Source organism: uncultured Lacinutrix sp., from assembly GCF_947500325.1.
GTDB lineage: Bacteria > Bacteroidota > Bacteroidia > Flavobacteriales > Flavobacteriaceae > Lacinutrix.
Genome location: NZ_CANMRQ010000005.1, coordinates 122,188 through 143,024 on the forward strand (window position 1 = coordinate 122,188; position 20,837 = coordinate 143,024).

Annotated in this window: 23 protein-coding genes and 1 riboswitch; of the genes, 12 read left to right on the plus strand and 11 right to left on the minus strand. The window is 29.9% G+C overall.

What is annotated here, in order from left to right; all coding sequences use genetic code 11:
* The first annotated feature begins 72 nt into the window (after positions 1-72).
* Positions 73-519: a KTSC domain-containing protein gene (locus Q0997_RS08550; protein WP_299887416.1), complete on the plus strand. Its 447-nt coding sequence runs from the start codon at positions 73-75 to the stop codon at positions 517-519.
* Between the two features lie 60 nt (positions 520-579).
* On the opposite strand, the gene Q0997_RS08555 is transcribed toward Q0997_RS08550, so the two are convergent.
* From Q0997_RS08555 to Q0997_RS08570, 4 genes are all read right to left on the minus strand, one after another.
* Positions 580-1,185: a carboxymuconolactone decarboxylase family protein gene (locus Q0997_RS08555; protein WP_299887418.1), complete on the minus strand. Its 606-nt coding sequence runs from the start codon at positions 1,183-1,185 to the stop codon at positions 580-582.
* A 2-nt stretch (positions 1,186-1,187) separates the two neighbouring features.
* Complete coding sequence (locus Q0997_RS08560) at positions 1,188-2,756, minus strand: serine hydrolase (protein WP_299887420.1); 1,569 nt, start codon at positions 2,754-2,756, stop codon at positions 1,188-1,190.
* Positions 2,757-2,804: 48 nt separating this feature from the next.
* Positions 2,805-4,040, minus strand: coding sequence for a glycosyltransferase (locus tag Q0997_RS08565; protein ID WP_299887422.1), 1,236 nt, complete (start codon positions 4,038-4,040; stop codon positions 2,805-2,807).
* Positions 4,041-4,102: 62 nt separating this feature from the next.
* Positions 4,103-4,576, minus strand: a complete 474-nt coding sequence (locus Q0997_RS08570) for a heme-binding domain-containing protein (RefSeq protein ID WP_299887424.1) — start codon at positions 4,574-4,576, stop codon at positions 4,103-4,105.
* Positions 4,577-4,651: 75 nt separating this feature from the next.
* Here Q0997_RS08570 and Q0997_RS08575 point away from each other — a divergent pair, with 75 nt between their 5' ends.
* From Q0997_RS08575 to Q0997_RS08585, 3 genes are all read left to right on the plus strand, one after another.
* Positions 4,652-5,188 carry an adenylosuccinate lyase gene (locus tag Q0997_RS08575; protein WP_367180210.1) on the plus strand — a complete coding sequence of 179 codons (537 nt, stop codon included), beginning with the start codon at positions 4,652-4,654 and terminating at the stop codon, positions 5,186-5,188.
* Positions 5,189-5,289: 101 nt separating this feature from the next.
* Positions 5,290-6,633: an adenylosuccinate lyase gene (gene purB, locus Q0997_RS08580; RefSeq protein WP_299887427.1), complete on the plus strand. Its 1,344-nt coding sequence runs from the start codon at positions 5,290-5,292 to the stop codon at positions 6,631-6,633.
* A gap of 3 nt (positions 6,634-6,636) precedes the next feature.
* Positions 6,637-6,846 (plus strand): hypothetical protein, encoded by a 210-nt coding sequence (locus Q0997_RS08585; RefSeq protein WP_299887429.1) that lies wholly within the window; start codon positions 6,637-6,639, stop codon positions 6,844-6,846.
* Positions 6,847-6,956: 110 nt separating this feature from the next.
* Here Q0997_RS08585 and Q0997_RS08590 read toward each other — a convergent pair whose 3' ends face one another.
* The 4 genes from Q0997_RS08590 to Q0997_RS08605 all read right to left on the minus strand — a co-directional run bounded on the left by Q0997_RS08590 (position 6,957) and on the right by Q0997_RS08605 (position 9,192).
* Entirely contained in the window at positions 6,957-7,502 is a 546-nt protein-coding gene (locus Q0997_RS08590) for a DUF4252 domain-containing protein (RefSeq protein ID WP_299887431.1), read from the minus strand.
* Positions 7,503-7,510: 8 nt separating this feature from the next.
* Positions 7,511-8,071 carry a DUF4252 domain-containing protein gene (locus tag Q0997_RS08595; RefSeq protein WP_299887434.1) on the minus strand — a complete coding sequence of 187 codons (561 nt, stop codon included), beginning with the start codon at positions 8,069-8,071 and terminating at the stop codon, positions 7,511-7,513.
* 163 nt (positions 8,072-8,234) lie between these two features.
* Entirely contained in the window at positions 8,235-8,696 is a 462-nt protein-coding gene (locus Q0997_RS08600) for a hypothetical protein (protein WP_299887436.1), read from the minus strand.
* On the minus strand, positions 8,683-9,192 hold the full coding sequence (locus Q0997_RS08605) for a sigma-70 family RNA polymerase sigma factor (RefSeq protein ID WP_299887439.1): 510 nt from the start codon (positions 9,190-9,192) through the stop codon (positions 8,683-8,685). The genes Q0997_RS08600 and Q0997_RS08605 overlap by 14 nt, the downstream gene beginning before the upstream one ends.
* Positions 9,193-9,317: 125 nt before the next feature.
* Between Q0997_RS08605 and Q0997_RS08610 the strand changes: the two genes are divergently transcribed.
* Both Q0997_RS08610 and Q0997_RS08615 read left to right on the plus strand, forming a co-directional pair.
* Entirely contained in the window at positions 9,318-10,733 is a 1,416-nt protein-coding gene (locus Q0997_RS08610) for a S41 family peptidase (protein ID WP_299887441.1), read from the plus strand.
* Positions 10,723-11,436: a diphthine--ammonia ligase gene (locus Q0997_RS08615; RefSeq protein ID WP_367180211.1), complete on the plus strand. Its 714-nt coding sequence runs from the start codon at positions 10,723-10,725 to the stop codon at positions 11,434-11,436. Before Q0997_RS08610 ends, Q0997_RS08615 begins: the two co-directional genes overlap by 11 nt.
* A gap of 52 nt (positions 11,437-11,488) precedes the next feature.
* Here Q0997_RS08615 and Q0997_RS08620 read toward each other — a convergent pair whose 3' ends face one another.
* Complete coding sequence (locus Q0997_RS08620; RefSeq protein WP_299887443.1) at positions 11,489-12,538, minus strand: YncE family protein; 1,050 nt, start codon at positions 12,536-12,538, stop codon at positions 11,489-11,491.
* Positions 12,539-12,550: 12 nt separating this feature from the next.
* Entirely contained in the window at positions 12,551-14,383 is a 1,833-nt protein-coding gene (locus Q0997_RS08625; protein ID WP_299887446.1) for a TonB-dependent siderophore receptor, read from the minus strand.
* 27 nt (positions 14,384-14,410) lie between these two features.
* A riboswitch (cobalamin riboswitch) is annotated at positions 14,411-14,620 on the minus strand.
* A 69-nt stretch (positions 14,621-14,689) separates the two neighbouring features.
* Between Q0997_RS08625 and Q0997_RS08630 the strand changes: the two genes are divergently transcribed.
* The 3 genes from Q0997_RS08630 to Q0997_RS08640 are packed head-to-tail and all read left to right on the plus strand — an operon-like array spanning position 14,690 to position 17,674.
* Positions 14,690-15,847 (plus strand): ABC transporter substrate-binding protein, encoded by a 1,158-nt coding sequence (locus tag Q0997_RS08630; protein WP_299887449.1) that lies wholly within the window; start codon positions 14,690-14,692, stop codon positions 15,845-15,847.
* 1 nt (position 15,848) lies between these two features.
* Positions 15,849-16,880: an iron ABC transporter permease gene (locus tag Q0997_RS08635; RefSeq protein WP_299887452.1), complete on the plus strand. Its 1,032-nt coding sequence runs from the start codon at positions 15,849-15,851 to the stop codon at positions 16,878-16,880.
* The gene (locus Q0997_RS08640; protein WP_299887456.1) at positions 16,880-17,674 is read left to right on the plus strand and encodes an ABC transporter ATP-binding protein; all 795 of its coding nucleotides are present in this window, start codon (positions 16,880-16,882) and stop codon (positions 17,672-17,674) included. Before Q0997_RS08635 ends, Q0997_RS08640 begins: the two co-directional genes overlap by 1 nt.
* Before the next feature lie 21 nt (positions 17,675-17,695).
* On the opposite strand, the gene Q0997_RS08645 is transcribed toward Q0997_RS08640, so the two are convergent.
* Positions 17,696-18,340 (minus strand): hypothetical protein, encoded by a 645-nt coding sequence (locus Q0997_RS08645; RefSeq protein WP_299887458.1) that lies wholly within the window; start codon positions 18,338-18,340, stop codon positions 17,696-17,698.
* Between the two features lie 202 nt (positions 18,341-18,542).
* Between Q0997_RS08645 and rmuC the strand changes: the two genes are divergently transcribed.
* From rmuC to Q0997_RS08660, 3 genes are read left to right on the plus strand one after another with little or no spacing between them, the layout of a single operon-like run.
* Positions 18,543-19,862, plus strand: a complete 1,320-nt coding sequence (rmuC, locus tag Q0997_RS08650; RefSeq protein ID WP_299887460.1) for a DNA recombination protein RmuC — start codon at positions 18,543-18,545, stop codon at positions 19,860-19,862.
* A 27-nt stretch (positions 19,863-19,889) separates the two neighbouring features.
* Complete coding sequence (locus tag Q0997_RS08655) at positions 19,890-20,249, plus strand: 6-phosphogluconate dehydrogenase (RefSeq protein ID WP_299887462.1); 360 nt, start codon at positions 19,890-19,892, stop codon at positions 20,247-20,249.
* A gap of 3 nt (positions 20,250-20,252) precedes the next feature.
* Positions 20,253-20,807, plus strand: coding sequence for an acyl-CoA thioesterase (locus Q0997_RS08660; RefSeq protein ID WP_299887464.1), 555 nt, complete (start codon positions 20,253-20,255; stop codon positions 20,805-20,807).
* Positions 20,808-20,837: the final 30 nt, after the last annotated feature.

Here is a 20,837-nt window from a genome sequence, read left to right on the forward strand (position 1 = left end):
TAAGCTAACATTCTAACCTCCAATCCAAAACAAAAGCCTACTTTCGCGCACTATTATAAAAAATCATTGATAATGAAGCGCATAAACGAATACAAAAAGCTATTTAATGTAGAGAAAGACATGACTTTAAAAAGTCTAAAAACAACCTATAGAAATTTAGTAAAAGAGTGGCATCCAGATAAATTTCAAGATAACGATGCTAAGGCTCAAGAAGCAGAAATTGTAAGTCGTAAAATTATTGATGGTTATCATTTTTTAGTAAGTATTGCTCCTGAAACTATTACAGCTAATTTAGATGAATACAATTCTACTATTAACACTACTATAATGGACTGGCAGCATAAGGGATTATTACTAGAAGTTACTTTCTTAGATGGTAATACTTACGAATATTTTGGTGTAAATAAAGCACTTTATATCAAGTTTTCTCAAAGTGATAAGCAAACGCGTTTTGGAAAACGAAATATTTTTAATTCTTTTACATATAGAAAGATAAAAAAACAAGACGTTATGGCTTAAACCAAGAATAAAGAGTAATAAAAAAGAGGAAGCCTTTATAGCTTCCTCTTTTTTATTACTCTATGAATGACTCCAATTATCTGGGTCATCACTATTATTAGGAGATAAGCCAATAATATCACCTTTAGTATTAACACCCAAACCTAAAACAGTTCTATTTACATAATTAAAATAGCTAGCAACTTGATTAAGTTCTAATACTTCGCCATCAGTAAACCCAGCAGTTCTAAGTTTTTCTATATTAGACTCCGTAATACTAGTATGTTCTAAGGTTAATAGTTTAGCATATTGTAATCCTTCCATATACTTTTCATTTAAGCACGCTTTAAAATCATCAATTTCAACAGCTTTAAAAATAGCTTTACTTTTATCATCGTTATCTAACAAACGACTTAATCCAGCAAAATGATGATCTACACAATAGCTACATTTGTTTAAATAACTTACATAAACGCCTATTGTTTCTAAATACCATTTTGGTAAGGTATTATTAGAGTTATGCAGTACATTTTTATACAATGCCATATGCCCAATTAAAGAGTGTGGTCTTAAGCTATGTATTGCTAATATATTATCTACATTATTATTTGGGCCTTTAACTTTATCATAAATGGTTTTTAAACGTGATTTTGCCTCACTATATGGTATTACTTTTATCCAGCTCATTCTTATTTTTTAACACGTTGTAAATCTAAATCTTGAAAATCGAAACTAAAATCAATATTTGGCGAAATTCCTTTTAAGGTCATACTTTGTGCTTTACCTTTATCATCTATACCAAAAGTTACAAAAGCATCTGCATTCATATCTTGATACTCCCATTTTACAGCAAATGTGTTGTCTTTATAATATTGTAATTCCCCATTTAATTTTGGAGAACGTAAAAACTTAATCCATAATTTACCTTTCGTTTTAAAAACTTCTGCTTTACCAAACCAATTATCTTTATAAAAACCAATATAGTTTTTAGGCTTTATAGTAGAAGCATCTACTATTGCAATCTCGTCCCATACTTTTTTTGTAATATCATCATTTCCTGTTGCTCGATTTTTAAAATAAGCAGCGTATTTATCTACCCAATTAAAATTATCTAAACCTAGGTAATCATCTGTAATTGCATTTGCAACCGCTGAAAATAAACCAGCACCATCATCACTTGTATTCGTTAAAATCACGACACCCAAGTTAAGATCTGGAATCATAACAGTATTAGATAACATTCCAGGTAAACCACCAGTATGCTCTACTTTCATGTTTCCTTTTACGTCCGATAAAAACCAACCTAGTCCATAACCTGCAAAATGAGAATTGTATCTAGGATTAGGATCTGCACTCATAACAGTATGCACTTTCCACATTTCTCTATGGTTCTGTTTAGAGAATAATTGTTTTTTTAAATCATCTCCAAACTTTCCTTTATTTAACTGTACTAACATCCATTGAGACATATCGTCTACGTTAGAAAATATCCCGCCAGCTGCACCATTCATCATTTCTTTAAAAGTAGGGATTATTCTAATTTCCCCTTTTTCTACAGCATGAGAAGCAGATAAATTACTAGTATCTTTTATTCTATCTAAAGATGCATAAGTATTATCCATATTTAATGGCTCAAGAATATTTACTTTAATAAACTCTTCCCAAGTCATACCACTTTTTCTAGCTATTAATTCTCCTGCTACTAGGTATAATAAATTATCATAGTCCCATTTGGTTCTAAAAGCAGATTCTGGTTTAAAATACTGAAAACTTGTTAGTAAATCGTTCATTGTAAAATCTGTACCATCCGGAAAGAACATTAAATCACCCATACCTAATCCTAAACCACTACGATGCGTTACTAAGTCTTGAATATTAAAATTATCTTCAACATACTTATTATACATTCTAAACTCCGGGATGTGATCTTTAACTTTATCTAGCCACGTTATTTTTCCTTCTTCAACCAAAATAGCTAATGCAGCAGTAGTAAATGCTTTACTATTAGATGCTATTGCAAATTGTGTATGCTCATTAACAGGACTTTTGGTGTTAATAGATTTTACACCATAGCCTTTATTATGTATTACTTTGCCTTCTTTTACAATTGCAACAGCACAACCAGCTACATTAAATTTACTCATGGCATAGTTTACTAATGAATCTAATTGTTTAGTATTCATTTGTGCATTTACAATGGTAGTAAATGCTATTGCAAATAATACTAGAGTTGTTGTTTTTAATGAGTCCATTTTCATGATAAAATAAGTATTTATAAGAATGAGTCGCCTGTTAAAGATAGGCTATTAAACTTTATTCTTCTCTTCAATCCATTTGCTCATAAACTTAGTACTTTGTAATGTATGGTGCATAAGCATGCTTCCCATAAAATTACTTTTTCTATGTACATCAAGTCCATTTTTAAGTGCTTCTATTCTATGAAGAAAATCGGCCGTAAATAATTGTTTATCAAAACGAAGATTAATAATATCTACGCCATGTTTTTGCTTTGCAGTCCAAAAGATTTTATTGGTATATAATTCTACTGCAATTTTTGCAAAATCTATAGGATCGTCTTCAATAAACCCATTAGGTTCTAAATTACCATACATGCCTTCTGCTCCAATACTAGTAGTAATACAAGGAATTCCGTTAAGCATAGCATCTACAATTTTACCTTTTAAACCTGCTCCATAACGTAATGGTACTAAACAAATTTTATAGTTCTTCATAACCTCATCAATATCATCAACAAAGCCTTTAATATAAAAGTCTTGACTTTCATCATTTAATTGTGTCACTTTTGCAGACTCGTAAGCACCATAAATATGCATTTCTGCTTTAGGTAATTTTTTCTTGATATATGGCCAAATAGATTCTTTTAGATATTTAATACCATCCATATTGGGTTCATGCAAAAAATTACCAACCGTAACAAAATGTTCACGTTGTTTAAAGTTTGGTAATGCATTCTGCTGCTTTAAAGAGACCGCTTCAAGTAAAAAAGGTAAATAACATAATAAATGCTCATCTACTTTAAACTGATGCATTAAAATTTCAACTTCTACTTGAGAAATCATTATACTTAAATCACATCTATAAATACTAGCTATTTCACGTTTAGCAGTATCATTATATAAATAATTAGTATCAAATATAGCTTGCTCTTTTAAAGCTTGAAACCTACCTTTTCTTAGACAATGTAAATCTTCTGTATCTAATAATCTTAAAGCATTAGGACAATGCTGTGCTACACGCCACCCAAATTGTTCTTCAATCATAAAACGATCGAAAAGTACTATCTCTGGATTTAGTGTTTTTATAAAATCATCAAAACTAGAATCATTTAGTTCTATAGTTTTAGTTTTTACTCCAATACTTTTTAAATCGAAAGCATTGTCACTTTTAGCACAGGCTGTTGCAAAAGTTATATCGTAATTTTTAGATTGAAAAATCTCAATAAGATGCATCATACGGCTTCCGGCGGCAGAACTTTTAGGTTCTGGCCATACGAAACCTATAATTAAAATATTATTATTCAAGAGGGAGAGAATTAATTAAGTTTTATTTTATGTATATATATAACTGTATTTTAAGTTAAAAATTATTCTGGTCTTGGTGCCAATGCATAACCAGCTCTTACAAGATTAGCCCAATCTACAATAGCTTTTATTTGCTCTTGAGTTAAATTAGCATCTCTATGCGTATAAGTATAACTTGGCAAAGGCATTTTTTTAGCTTCAACTTCTTCTACTAGCTCATCAAATTTATGGTCTTTTTTTTGTATTGAATAATTTTCCCACTTAGAAACGTTGAAATGCTTTTTTCCATGTTTAACGTGGTCTGCTAACCAATAATTCACCGGTGTAATATTATTATACCATGGATAATTAGTATTATCACTATGGCAATCAAAACAATTCTCTTTAAGTATTAGCTTTACATTTTCTGGCGGATTAGTTTCTGCTAAAAAGGCATTAACAGACTCTATAGAGCCACTGTTTTTTTCTGGCCTAAAAAATTGAGCAATTACGAAAGCTACTAATAAGACCAAAAGTATTTTTTTTACAATTTTCATTTTTGTTACATTTAAGCAATAAAAGTAATTAAAATCCTTTTGACAACAGAAGCTTTATACCAAGAATTAAATTACGTGAACCATTCGCGAGAGAAACGGTTATACTATGCAAATCTAGTGATCGATAATCCTAATTTAATTCCTAAATTATTAGATATTCTCTTTATGGTTGATGATAAAATTTCACCAAGAGCAGCATGGGTTTTCGAATTTATGTGTGGTGAAAATTTAGAAGCTATTATTCCTTATTTAGATATTTTTACAGAAAATCTTCATAAAGTACATTTAGATTCGGCAGTTAGACCAGTTGCTAAAGTTTGCGAATACTTAATTAAAGCATTTTACGGTAAAACAGAAACTAAAATAAAAGTCGCATTATTACCAAAGCATCGAGAAAAAATTATTGAAGCTTGTTTTGATTGGATGATAAACGACGAAAAAATTGCTCCAAAAGCTTATGCGATGAATAGTCTTTTTTTATTAGGCTATGATTACAACTGGATCCACTCTGAATTAATTATCATTTTAGAACGTGATTATCAAATGCAAAGTTCAGGTTTTAAAGCGCGTGCAAGGCATATTCTAAAAAAATTAGAAAAGAAAAAATTATAGTTAATAATTGCTTGATAACTAAGTAAAAGTTACGTTATACAGCTTCGGTCTTCTGTCTAAAAAAGTTATCTTTACTGCTTTCAAAAAAAGCAACACACACTATGTCATTAACTCACTTAAATGCCATCTCACCTATTGATGGTCGTTATAGAAATAAAATCGATAACTTAACTAATTATTTTTCTGAAGAAGCACTTATAAAATATCGTGTATTAGTAGAAATAGAATATTTTATTGCGCTTTGCGAACAACCTTTACCTCAACTATCTGGAGTAGATTCTTCAATTTTTGAAAGTTTAAGAGCTATCTACAAAGACTTTTCTTCTGAAGATGCTCAAGCTATAAAGGATATTGAAAAGGTTACTAATCATGATGTTAAAGCTGTTGAATACTTTATTAAAGAACAGTTCGACAAATTAAATCTTCAAGACTATAAAGAATTTATTCATTTTGGTTTAACCTCTCAAGACATAAATAACACAGCCGTTCCTTTAAGTATTAAAGAAGCTATGAACGATGTCTATGTTCCAGAATATTTTGAAATACTAAAGCGTCTAAAAGCATTAGCAACAGAATGGAAAGATATCCCAATGCTTGCAAGAACACATGGGCAACCAGCATCTCCAACGCGTCTAGGTAAAGAGATTCAAGTTTTTGTAGTACGACTAGAAGAGCAATTTAATTTATTGAATGATATTCCAAGTGCTGCAAAATTTGGTGGAGCAACAGGAAATTTTAATGCCCATAAAGTAGCATACCCTTCAATAGATTGGAAAGCTTTTGGAAGTACTTTTGTTCAAGAAAAATTAGGTTTACAACATTCGTTTCCTACAACTCAAATTGAACATTACGACCATATGGCTGCTTTGTTTGATTGCTTAAAGCGAATTAATACTATTATTATTGATTTAGATCGTGATATTTGGACCTACGTATCAATGGATTACTTTAAACAAAAAATTAAAGCTGGAGAAGTTGGAAGTAGTGCTATGCCACATAAAGTAAACCCAATAGATTTTGAAAATTCTGAAGGAAATTTAGGTATAGCTAATGCCATTTTTGAGCATTTATCTGCAAAACTACCTATTTCACGTTTACAACGCGATTTAACAGATAGTACAGTATTACGAAATGTAGGTGTGCCTTTTGGACATACTTTAATTGGTTTTAAATCTACTTTAAAGGGTTTAGGGAAGTTACTATTAAATGAAACTAAATTTGCTCAAGACTTAGAAAATAATTGGGCTGTAGTAGCTGAAGCGATTCAAACTATTTTACGTCGTGAAGCATATCCTAATCCATACGAAGCTCTAAAAGGTTTAACAAGAACAAATGAAGCAATTACTAAAACATCTATTTCAAATTTTATTGATACTTTAGAGGTTAGTGATAGTATTAAAACTGAGCTTAAGGCTATTTCTCCAAGTAATTACACAGGCATATAAATTATGTTTACTAATAGACAATCATTATTTCTATCTGGCGTAGTCGTTATAGGTTTTTTCCTGTCTGGCCTTTTAGGAATATTAGATTACTTTATCACAAAACTTGTACTAGCTAGTTTATTCTTATTGGTTATATTTAATTTATTTATGACTAAAAAAGACATTTCAAGTGAAACTGATGATGCAAATCCTGATGATAAAGAAGAAATGTAAATTATAAAAAAGATTCCTGCTTTCGCAGGAATGCATTAAAAAAGGACTGCGCCAACAGTCCTTTTTTCTATTTATATATCAACATATAAACTCTAATATATAAACATGAATTATTCTTTAAAATAATCCATAAGCTTATCAAGCTGGCTCCCATCAACATCTGCATTCTTCATTTGATCCATAAGCTTGTATAATTCTTCAGGTTTCATATTATCACCTAAAACTCTTACCACTGCAAATCCTGTTTCACGAGAACTTGCTAAAACTAAAAACTCATCTACAGTATCATCATTTCCAATAGTATTTACTCTAAATTTAAAGCCACTATCGCTAAATTCCATTAGTTCTTCATACTTTTCATTTTTAAAAACAGCTTTAGCTTTTTCAAATTCTCTAGTATAACTCTCGTCATCTCCATTAGTAGTTTTGTAAGCAATAATACTTATTTTCTCAAATGAATTATAAACTTCTAATTCCTCTTCACTTAATTCTGCCTGAGACAAATCAACCATTTTAGGAGATAAATCTAATGTTAAGAACTCAGGTCTATCTTGATGATCTACAACGTAGGTTTGTATTGAACCTTCGTCTTTACAGCTAACTATAGCTAATGCTAAAAGCAGCGTATAACATATGGTTTTTAATTTCTGGTTCATAACTGTTATTATTTTTTATCTAACTTATCTCCGCCTGGTAAATTCATCTGCTTAGTTAACTTAGAAACTTGATTTAAATCAATATTACCAGTTAAAGAGATAACTACAGTTTCAATGCTTCTCTTCTTACCATTAATAGTTACTTCAGAATCTTTCATCATAGCTTCCAAACCATTAACAAACATTAAAAGTTCTGCAACGTGATCGCTATCTTTTCCTTCTTTAACGTAGAATTTAACAATCATTCCATCATCTTTCACTTCCATTAATTCTTCAAGAGAATTAGAACGTGACTTTACCCATTTAGTAATATCTCCAGCTATAGCTTTATTGTCTGTAGCAATAGTTTTAAAACTAGTAATGCTGTTTACCATATCTATATAACCCTGTGATTCTTTATCATCCGATTCTATGTCCATTTTAGCTAACATTTGAAACATTTTTGGTTTAATAGATACATAAGTAACATCACTATTATCGCTATACTTAGCAAAAATATCGTTTTGAGCCATTGCAGTTAATGGCATTAATAGTATTGCAAAAGCAAATACAATTAGGGACTTTTTCATTGTGTTTAATTTATTTATAGTGTTCATTTTTGTTCTTTTTAATTTGTTAATACTGTAAAAATGTGTTCGCGTATTTATGTTCTTCTATAGAATAAACATCATCTTGCGCTCGGTTCATTTTTTCTATTTTTAATTGTTAATACTTTAATCCTAAGAGTGCAATTTATTTTTTAAATATGCGTCCCATTGGATTGTTAATCTCTTTTAAATAGTCAACTTGTGTGCCAGCTTTATTTATAGCATCTAAATAGCTCACTTGCGACGTAGCTTTATTTAAGTGTTTAGACACTAAAGCTAAAGCAGCTTTTGCATTATTGTAGTCTAATTTATCCTTAGCTGTGATTTCTTCAGCCTTATTAAAGTAGACACTTAACATAAGAACCGCAACTGCTGCGACAGATAACCACTTAAAATTAAATTTCCTTTTAGTGTTTAGTGGAATGTCTTTAGTGAACTGTTCTTGGTGGTTTACCAAAAAATACTGAAACATTGGTTTATACATTTCTAAATGCGGCGCTACAGTTTCTTGCGAAAAATAGTTTTTTAACTGCTGCTCTTCAATTAGTGATGTCTCACCGTTTTCGTACTTTTCAAGTAAATGTTCTATATTCTTATTTAACGCCATAATTATGGGTTTTAGTTAATTGTTCTCTTATTGTTTTTCTCGCTCTAGATAAAGCAACTCGCACTGCTGTTTCATTCATATCTAGCATTTTTGCAATCTCTTTAAAATCGTATTGTTCAATATCTCTTAATTGTATTACCATTTTTTGTTGTTCTGGCAACTGCTCCATAATTTTCCCAACCCAACCTATACTATCATTTAATTCAACTTGCTTCTGTAAAGCAACATTATGGTCTTGGTAATTACTATGTACTATTTTCAAATTTTGAGCTTGTTTAGATTTTAATTTATCGAAACAAAAATTCTTTGTCATTGTCATTGCAAAAGCTTCAATATTTCGATATTTTTTAAAATCATTATTCTTATTCCACAATTTAATTAACACTTCTTGCGTTGCATCTTCAGCTTCTTCTGTAGAAACTAGAAGTCGCTTTGCTAAACGAAAGACCTTGTCTTTAAAAGGTGTCACAATATTTATAAATTCTGACTGCGTCATTTAATTTGGTTGGTTTATGTTATTACGACGATACACTTTCAATTTTGTTACAAAAAATTTTTTGTTTCATAAAAAGTAAGTACATTGTAATCACACCTACAATAAAAAAAAGAAAAATTATTATAATGAAAAAAGCTGCAAAAGTCCTATTTCTATTAGTGTTTACTGTTTCATTATCTGGTTGTTTTGATGATTTTGACGACACTACTGTATCAACCTCTTCTATTAACGATTTTGTTTATAGAGCAATGGATATTTTTTACCTCTATAAAGAACAAGTACCAGATTTAGTTGAAGATAAACAATCTGGTTCAGATTATAATGGCTATCTAAATAGTTTTAATTCTCCTGAAGCTCTGTTCGAAAGTTTAATTTTTGATCGTCAAAATGTAGATAGATTTAGTTGGATTACTAGCGATTATATTGCTTTAGAGCAACAATTTAGTGGTGTCTCTAAATCTAATGGTATGGAGTTTGGCTTATTAAGATACACAGCTGGTAGTGATGATATTTTTGGTTATGTACGTTATATTTTACCAAATACAAGTGCCTCTAATACAACTTTGCAACGTGGTGATTTATTTTATGGTGTAAATGGCACGCCATTAACTGTAAATAACTGGAGAGATTTACTTGGACAGGATAATTATACTATTAATTTAGCTACATATGATGATAATGGTACAACAACTACAGATGATGATACTGTTAATCAAACAACAAACGAGATTAGCCTTAGTAAGGTAGTTTATACAGAAAACCCTGTTTTTAAAACAGAAATACTTCAAGTAGAAGGAGAAAATGTTGGCTATTTAATGTACAATAACTTTGTTTCTGATTTTAATACCGCTCTAAATGATGCATTTGCAAACTTTCAAGGTAATAGCATTCAACATTTAGTTTTAGACTTACGTTACAATCCTGGTGGCTCTGTAAATACTGCTACGCTTTTAGGAAGTATGATTACTGGACAGTTTAATGGTGATTTATTTTCGAAATTAGTTTATAACAATCAATTACAAGCTAATAATACCGATTTTAACTTTACTAATAGTTTTGATAATGGAGCTATTAACAGTTTAAACTTAACTAAAGTCTATGTTTTAGCTACAGGATCTTCTGCATCTGCTAGTGAGATGGTAATTAATAGTTTAAGTGAATATATTGAAGTTGTACATATTGGTAGCAATACTGTAGGTAAATCTCAAGCTTCGATAACGCGTTATGATTCTCCTGACTATTCTAGAAATAATGTAAATCCAACACATACTTATGCATTACAACCGCTAGTAGCAATAAGCGTAAATGCAAATGATGGTGTTGTACCATCTAATGGATTAGCTCCAGATATTTCGCTTAATGAACAAGTTAATAATTTAGGTATTCTGGGTGATGAGAATGAGCCGCTATTAGCAGCTGCCTTAGCAGATATAGCTGCTACTAATAGAGTTTCTACTACTAGACAAAGTATGCAAATAGAAAACATTGGTGATAGTAATGATCTATTACCCCATAAGAAAGAAATGTATATTGAGCATTAAAACTTATTTTAATTGGAGCTCTGGTAAAGATTCGGCTTTAGCGCTTTACTATTTGTTACAAGATTCTAATTATTCTATAAATAAGCTGGTAACTTCTGTTAATAGCCATTATAATCGTGTATCTATGCATGGTTTACCTATTAATTTATTAGAAGCACAAACCAATGCTATTGGTATTCCATTACAATTAATTAAACTACCAGAGCAACCTAGTATGCAAGATTACGAGGCAATAATGGATACTACGGTAAACACATTAAAAGCTGAGCAATTTACACATGCCGTTTTTGGAGATATTTTTCTAGAAGATTTAAAACGTTATCGAGAGGACAACTTATTAAAATATAATATAAAAACAGTTTTCCCTTTATGGAAGAAAGACACTACTAACTTGATAAATGAGTTTATAGACCTAGGCTTTAAAGCTGTAATAGTTTGTGCTAATGCTAAGTATTTTTCTGAAGATTTTGTTGGACAAACCATAACTAAAGAATTGATACAAAACTTACCTAAAGCTGTCGATGTTTGTGGAGAAAATGGAGAGTTTCACACCTTTTGTTATGATGGCCCCATTTTTAAAGCACCTATCGCTTTTTCAATTGGGGAGAAAATATATAGAGAGTATAATACACCAAAAACAGAAGACTCTGTTTGCGATTCCGGCAAAACAGGTTTTTGGTTTTGCGATTTGGTATTAAAATAAAAAAGCCTGCATTAATGCAGGCTTTTTTTATTACTGGTTTACTATACACTTTTTAGTTAAAATAAAAACCATTAGGAGCATTACCTTGAACCGTTCTAGATTCTAATAAATCACCATCTATACTATATTCAAAAGCTTGACCATTAGAATTAAAATCACCTGCATCTGAAATATGAATTACCCCATTTTCAACATTAAAACCGTACATAGATCCAAAAGCAGACGTCGATACATATGTAGCTATTGGAGTTGTAGAAATTGTTGTGTCATTTATTCCTAAACTATACACTGATGTTCCAGAAGTAAAATATAACATACCATTTTCTAAATCTAAATTCTTAGGAGATGTCAATACTGTAGGTATATCTATAGGTGTATCTAAAACATTATTAGTTAAATTAACTTTAATAAGTTTTTGAGAACTAGTTAATGTATATAACGTATTACCTTCTATTGACATAGAATTTGGAGAATTTCCAGCACCTAAATCTATAGGAGTAATAACTTCAGTAGTAGGATTTAAAACAGTAATCGCGTTACCACTACCAAAAGTTCCATTCATAATATAAATATTACCGTTATTATTAGTTATTCTTTCTACATAATCTCCAACAGCTATTTGAGATGTTGAATAATCCTCTAAATTAATAACAGTAATAAAATCATCTGTTCCTGTAGAAAAGGAATCTTGATTTGTTACATAAGCTTTTCCATTTAGAACTGTACCATATCTTGGTGTACTAATATTTGAAGTAATAGTAGTTATGTACTCAAAAGTATAACGATTGTATACAGTTACAGAATTTGTTGAACCTGAAACAATAAATGCTCTAGTATCATCAAAGAATATATTTTGTAAAAAAGTTCCTATTTCTGCTTGATCTGGGTTTTCTATTCTAAATACATCATCGGTTTGAGTTCCGTTTTCACTTATATAAGTAACAGAAGCTGTCATTGTATTAGAACCGCCTTCATTTAATATAAAGTATCCATTTTCATAAGCACCTAAAGGTTCTGGAGTCGTTATTGCATCATCATCATTACTACACGATGATAAAAAGGCAATACTAACTAAAAATAAAAATTTGCTTACTTGTTTCATTGTTTTTGTTTATTAAAAATTAAAATTGATATAAAAATTGTAATGTCTTCCTGGCATAAAACGACCAGCTATACTTTCGTAGTTTTCGTTAAATAAATTATTGACTTTAGCTCCTAATTTATATTGTTTACCTAAACTATAATCTAAACCAAAATTAGACACATAATACTCATCAACATTAAATTTAGGATTATTATCAGATTGCGTAAAAACATCTCCAACATATAAGTATTGATAATATGCTGACCATTTTTTATAATTATAACCGAGATTAGCAGTAACTTTATAAAAAGGAACATATATAAGTTGTTTCTTAGTTTGTTTGTTTTCTGAAATAGTATAGGCAAAAGTAGAATTGAATGTAAGTTTGTGATTATTAAAAGCTTTATTAGCTTCAAGCTTAGTTTCTATACCATAAGTAACAACTTCATCTGTATTAATTGGTTTCCAAACGCCATCTATAGGTAACCATCTTATCATATCTGTAATATCGTTATAAAAACCAGTAATATTAAAACCAATATTCTTAAACTGAAATTGTTGACTAACTTCAATTTGTTTTGAAGTTTCCGGTTTTAAATTCAAGTTACCACTACCTTCCCAATACAAATCGTTAAATGTTGGTATTCTAAAGTTTTTAGAACCGTTTATATTTATTGAATACACTTTAAATGGTTTGATTTTTAAGCCTATACTATATAGAAATGGGCTTGTGTAACTATTAGTAGTTTCTTGTCTTACAGTTGTCTCATATAAGAACCAATGAACAATTTTATGTTTAAATAATAGGTTAAACGCTCCAATTCTTCTGTTAACACTTTGAATACTTGTTCCATTACCTTTGTTTTGAGTGTAAGCTACAATAGCATTTAAAAGCATACTTTTATCAAAACTATATGAAGCATCATATTTTAGGATAGAACTATTAACTTTAGCTTCAGAAAAATCTGATCTTTGTATATTTTGAAAGTATTTATAAGCTTCTGTTAAATAAGCTAGTTTAATTTTAGATGTAAATTTCCCATAAAAACCATTCCACTCTAATAAATGTCTAGTATCAAAATTATCATACTTTGAAGGTGTTTCAGAAGGAAGCGCTAATGAAAAATTGCGACTTCCATCATAAATATTTGAATATAGCTTTAGTATGTTAGATTCATTAAATTTAAAACCTACATTAATTGATGCATTTTTATTATTAAACTGTCCGTTTAAATTTTGATTATCACTATCAACGTAATCATAATCATTATCACTATTCACGTAACCTAAAGCTGCGTTTATACTCCATTTTTTATTAGCAAAATCCCCTTTATAATTTGTGTTTAACGTGTTAAAACTTCCATAATTAATATTTAAATTATTAGAGAGTTTTTCTTTAAAACTAATGATATTATTTAAATGTACACTTCCTCCTATAGCTCCACTTCCATACAAAACACTACCTCCTCCACTTCTTAATGTAACCTGATCTGTAACGGTTACATTAATAGTATTAAAATCGGTTTGGCCATTTAATTGCGAATTAATATTAATACCATTCCAAACAACAGAAGTTTGTTGAGCTGTAGTACCTCTAAAAGCAACTGAAGAAACCATACCCAAACCATTTTCTTTAAAATAAATTGGACTATTATTATTTAATAAATCTGTTAGTGATGATTTACTTTTTTCTATAATACTGTCATTAAGTGTTAATAATGATTGTGTATTAGTAAAAGTTTTTAATTGAGAATCAGAAATCAACACTACTTCTTCAAGTTTTTGAATAGAGTCTTGCTTAGTTTGTGCCATAGAGCAAAAACCAACCAAAATAAATACTAAAAATAGAATTCCTTGTTTCATAAATCTTAAAATCTTTTTCCCGAAGATTTTTTTGATGTTGAAAATGGCAGGTCTCCTGACTCTCGTCTTATTATCTGTCTTCCCAGAACATTTTTCCAGTGACTTGAAGGTTGATAATAAGCATTCACAATAGTGAACTAAGATTACAGTTGCGGGAACAGCTCAAGATTTTCACTTGATTCCCTTTTAATCAATTTCGCTTCATTGCAAAATAGAACCAAAAATCGGTGCAAAAATAACCTTTTTGTTTAATGTTACACACAAAAGATTAAATAATATTACTTTTGGTATCTAAAACTTTCCATTTTGAAAAAAGTAGCCTTTTTATTTATATTCATTATTTTTTATTCTTGTAAACAAGATAAAGGTATTAGCGTACCATTGCCTCCATTAGAAACTGTAACTAAGGCAAATACCACTAGTATTGATTATGCTGAAGGTTTTACAATTATTAATAATAGTAATCATGATATTTTAGAGATTAAAAGTCCATGGCCAAACAGTGAACAGACGTTTCGTTATGTTTTAATTTCTGCTGAAGAGGCGGCCAAAACGACATTTATGAGCGATCAATATGATGGTATTATTTTAACACCTATTAAAACAATAGTAGTAACCTCTACAACACATATTCCTGCTTTAGAACTTTTAGGTGTCGAAGAAACGCTAAGTGGTTTTCCTGGCACTGATTATGTATCGTCTGAAAAAACAAGAACAAGAATTGAGAATAAAGAAATAAGAGAGTTAGGAAAAAACGAAGGTATTAATACAGAAGTTTTATTAGATATCAATCCAAATGTTGTCGTTGCTTTTGGAGTTGATGGCAAAAGCAAATCGTTAGAAACTATAAAAAAGGCTAATATTCCTGTAATTTATAATGGTGATTGGGTTGAAAAGTCACCTTTAGCAAAAGCAGAATGGATTAAATTTTTTGGAGCACTTTATAATAAAAACAAAGAAGCAGATTCTATTTTTAAACGAATAAAAAAAGACTATAATACAGCCAAAACTTTAGCAAAAAATGCTAGAAACAAGCCAACAATTTTATGTGGTGCAATGCACAAAGATGTATGGTATTTACCAAATGGCACTAGTACAGAAGCTCAGTTTTTAAAAGATGCTAATACTAATTATTTATGGAGTAACACCACTGGAAAAGGAAGCCTGTCATTAAACTTCGAAGTCGTTTTTGAAAAAGCAAAAAATGCCAATTTATGGTTAAGCCCATCATATTACACTAGTATTGAGGCACTAGAAAAAGCAAATGCACATTACACAAATTTTGATGCTTTTAAAAATAAGAAGATATATACTTTTTCAAATACTACTGGTAAAACTGGCGGCGTTTTATACTACGAATTGGGCACAGCAAGACCCGATTTAGTGTTAAAGGATATTATTAAAATTTGCCATCCAGAATTACTTAAAGATTACAAACCTTTCTTTTTTAAAGCTTTAGAATAAATTGATTACAAACAAATCATATAAAATTCCTTTTTTAATATTAGCAATCCTTTTATTACTTCTTTTTCTTGTTAATGTAAGTTTAGGTTCAATCTCTATTCCTTTAAAAACAATTATTAATAGTTTTTTTACTACAGCAGAAAACTATACTAATCAAGAATATATTATTCAAAATTACAGGTTACCAAAAGCCTTTACCGCTATACTTGTTGGCTCCGGTTTAGGCATTTCTGGATTATTAATGCAAACATTATTTCGTAATCCTTTAGCGGGACCTTTTGTATTAGGAATAACATCTGGCGCTAGTTTAGGAGTTGCTTTGGTTATTATGGGCTCTTCAATTTTTGGTGGGTTATTAGCTACATTTTTAATCTCTAAATGGAGTATAGTAATTGCTGCTAGTTTAGGTAGTTTTCTAGTATTATTAACTGTCTTAATTGTATCGTCAAGAGTTAGAGATACTATGGCCATTTTAATTATTGGTCTTATGTTTGGAAGCATTACTGCGGCTGTAGTTAGCGTGCTGTCTTATTTTAGTTCTGCAGAAGAATTACAGCAATACATTTTTTGGGGGTTTGGAAGTTTAGGTGATTTACAATGGAATGAATTAAAAGTCTTTACTATAATATACTGTATAGGAATACTATTCAGTATCGCTTCTATAAAAGCATTAAACACACTATTATTAGGTGAAAACTATGCAAAAAGCTTAGGTTTGAAGCTAAAACAAAGTCGACTATTAATTATAATTGCTACAAGCTTGCTAGCGGGAACTATTACAGCTTTTACTGGTCCAATTGCTTTTATAGGTTTAGCCGTACCACATTTAACGCGTCAAATATTTAATACTTCTAATCATAAAATATTATTACCAGCAGTATTCTTATTTGGTGCTATTATTATGCTTATTTGCGATAGTATTGCTCAATTACCAAGTACAGATTATACACTACCAATTAATGCTATTACCTCTTTAATTGGAGCACCTGTAGTTATATGGTTACTTGTGAGAAAAAAGAAGATGATTTTTTAATGACAAAAGAAAACCAAAATATAATCCTTAATACCACAGCACTTTCTATTGGATATCAATCTAAAAAGAAAGATAATATTGTAGCCTCAAATATAAATATTGAATTACAGCAAGGTGAATTAATTGGTTTAGTTGGCGCAAATGGTATTGGGAAATCTACACTATTAAGAACGCTTACTAAAGTTCAACCTCCAATAGATGGTGATATTGCTATTCATTCAAAATCTTTAAATAATTATACTTCTATAGAATTAGCTAAAGCATTAAGTCTTGTATTAACTGAAACTATAGCATCTAAAAATTTATCTGTTTTCGAATTGGTAGCTTTAGGAAGACAACCTTATACCAATTGGGTTGGTAATTTATCTAATGATGATATTTCTATTATAAATTTAGCAATTGAGAAAACTAATTTAACCGATTTAAAGCATAAAAAATGTTTTGAATTAAGTGATGGACAACTTCAAAAAGTAATGATTGCTCGTGCTCTAGCTCAAGATACATCATTAATTATTTTAGATGAACCTACAACTCATTTAGATATGTATCATAAAGCTTATGTATTGAAACTACTACAAAAGCTAGCAAAAGAAACAAATAAGACCATTCTTTTTTCTTCTCATGAAATAGATTTAGCGATACAATTATGTGATTCTTTAATTGTTATGACTAATAATGGTATTATTCAAGACTCTCCAACAAACCTTATTAAACAAGGTGCATTTAATACTTTATTTCCTCAAGACTTAATTGTTTTTGATGAGCATACTGGAGCTTTTAGAGTGAAAAAATAACTAATATTTAAAATATTTCTTCTAATTAATCACTTTAACACCATCAACTCCATTTAAAGTGAATTCGAAAGTACGCTCATGGCTTTCCCAATTAAATGCAAATTTAGCATCCGTTTTAATTTTTACATTCAATACCAATTGTGGAATTGGATTTTGTTTGGTTCCCATATTAGAGACATAAGTGCTATCTATTATAGCACTACCATTAATAATCCAAGGAAAATTTGCATCGCATTTTATAAAAGTAATATGCACATTAGGAATCCATTTCCCTCCAAAACTTGGATTAGTAGCCTTATAAGTACCTGCAGCTTTAAATTTCACAGTGTAACAATTAACGCCCGCAAAGTTATTAAGTTTATAGGTTATTTCTTCAGATTCAAAATTCTTAGCTAATTCATAATTTTCCCAGTTATCATCTTTCGCAGACAATACTCTAGATGTGGTTGCTTCTGTAGCTGCTTCTGCTTTAGAATCTTTAATAATATCCCACACAAATTTTGATACCTTAATAATATCATCTACACTTCCTTTAGAAGCCATTCTTACTCTACTATTCCTTAAGGACTTTTCTTTAGCAGCTAATTCTTTAAGTGTTCCTTCATTAGAAATCACTTCTTTACCACCAACTAATACAACTTCTACAAATCGCTCTTCTTGTGACATATATTTTATTTTTTTTAGTTTCAAATCAAAAATATAATATTAACTACTCATAAAATAAAGTACATCAACTCGGTTTTAATATCAGGTATTTCTACTTGTAAAGTTGAAATTATTACTAAATTAAGAATATAAAACTAGTACTTAGTTTCCGCAAAAATCTGTTTAAATTTTAATTACCTTTGATTTAATTTCAATTAAATAAATGAACGACAATTTCATTCTTATTCTTGCCATACTTATTTCTGCTGCTATTGGTGGCTATTTAGGAATACTATTCAATAAACTAAAAAGTAAAAGTGATAAAAGTACTCTAGAAGAGCGTCAAAATCAAATGGGTTTATCTATAGAGTCTTTAAAACGTAATCTTGCTAAAGTAGAAAATGAACGAGAAGACATTAGAAGAGAAAAAGAGTTTTTAAATACTGAGTTAGCTCGAAAAAACTCTGAATACGAAAACCTTCAGCAATTAAACCTAAAAAGAGATGAAGATTTAGCAAAACAACAAGAACAACTTCGTAAAGATTTTGAACTATTAGCTAATAAAATTCTAGAGGAAAAATCTGAAAAATTTACACTTCAAAATAAAGAGAATATCAAGAATATACTAAATCCACTTCAAGAGAAAATTCAAGTTTTCGAAAAGAAAGTAGATGAAACACAGAAGGAAAGTATAAGTATGCATTCTGCTTTAAAAGAGCAATTATTAGGTTTAAAAGATTTAAACCAACAAATGACAAAAGAAGCCACCAATTTAACAAAAGCCTTAAAAGGAGATAGTAAAATGCAAGGTAATTGGGGAGAATTAGTATTAGAACGCGTATTAGAAAAGTCTGGCTTAGAAAAAGACCGTGAATATTATGTACAACAAAATTTCACTTTAGATGATGGTTCTCGTGTTTTACCAGATGTAGTTTTACATCTACCAGATAACAAACGAATGATTATTGATAGTAAAGTATCTTTAACAGATTATGAACGTTATGTAAATGCAGAGCTTGAAGAAAGGGACCAATATTTAAAAGCGCATATTAACTCAATAAAAAGGCATGTTGAACAGCTATCTGACAAAAACTACCAAGATTTGTATGATATCGAATCTCCAGACTTTGTGTTATTATTCATTCCTATTGAACCCGCTTTTGCCATTGCCATAAATGAAGACAATTCACTCTACAACAAAGCATTCGAACGTAATATTGTTATTGTAACTCCTTCTACTCTTTTAGCTACATTACGTACTATAGATACCATGTGGAATAATGAAAAGCAACAACGAAACGCTATAGAAATAGCTAGACAAGCTGGAGCACTTTACGATAAATTTGAAGGACTTGTTAAAGATTTAACTGGAGTTGGGAAGAAAATAGATGACGCCAAAAAAGATTACTCTGCTGCAATGAATAAACTAGTTGAAGGGAGAGGCAATCTAATTACAAGTGTTGAAAAACTTAAAAAAATGGGGGCCAAAGCAAAGAAAGCATTACCAGATGCTATTATAAAACGAGCTAACGAAGAAGATTAGCTAAAAATTATAAAAACACCATAATACATGATAAAATTTCTTTTTAAATCACTAATAGTAATACTATTAATTGTTGCTGCCTATTTCAGTTTCATATACTTTATAAGTTATAGCGAAGGTGTACGTGCTGGTGAATTAGTAAAATTCAGCAACAAAGGTGTTATATTTAAAACTTGGGAAGGAGAAATTAGTCAAGGTGTTAGTGAATCACAAATTTTTATATTTTCGGTTGAAGATAAAGAAACTAAAGTAATAGAAGACCTTAACAAATATCAAGGTCGTTTAGTAAAACTAACTTATTTCGAACGTTATAAATCATTATTTTGGCTGGGTGACACAAAATACTTTATTACTAAAGTAGAACTAAATACTCCCGATAATTTATAACATATGGAAGCATACAAAAAAGTTGACGCCTCTCGCATAAGTATTTCAGAATTAATGTTGCCTTCACATTCAAATTTTAGCGGTAAAATTCATGGTGGTTATATTTTAGGTTTAATGGACCAAATAGCTTTTGCATGCGCAAGTAAACATTCTAAAATGTATTGTGTTACTGCTTCTGTAGATACTGTAGATTTTTTAAACCCAATAGAGGTTGGTGAATTGGTAACCATGAAAGCTTCGGTTAATTATGTAGGCAAAACGTCTATGGTAGTTGGTATTAGAGTTGAAGCAGAAAATATTCAAACTGGAAAAATTAAACATTGTAACTCGTCTTATTTCACTATGGTTGCTAAAGACAATAATGGAAAATCTATAGAAGTTCCTGGTTTAATTTTAAATGATAAAACAGAAGTAAAACGCTATCTTAAATCATTAAAACGAATAGAGACTAAAAAAGCAAGACAAGAAGAGTTTGATCATCAAAACTTTTCTCATCAAGATTATTTAGAGCAACTAAAAGGTTATAAAGTAAAAATAGAGCTTCCAGAAAATTATTAAAACTCCTTTTTTTTTAAATCCAGAAAAGTA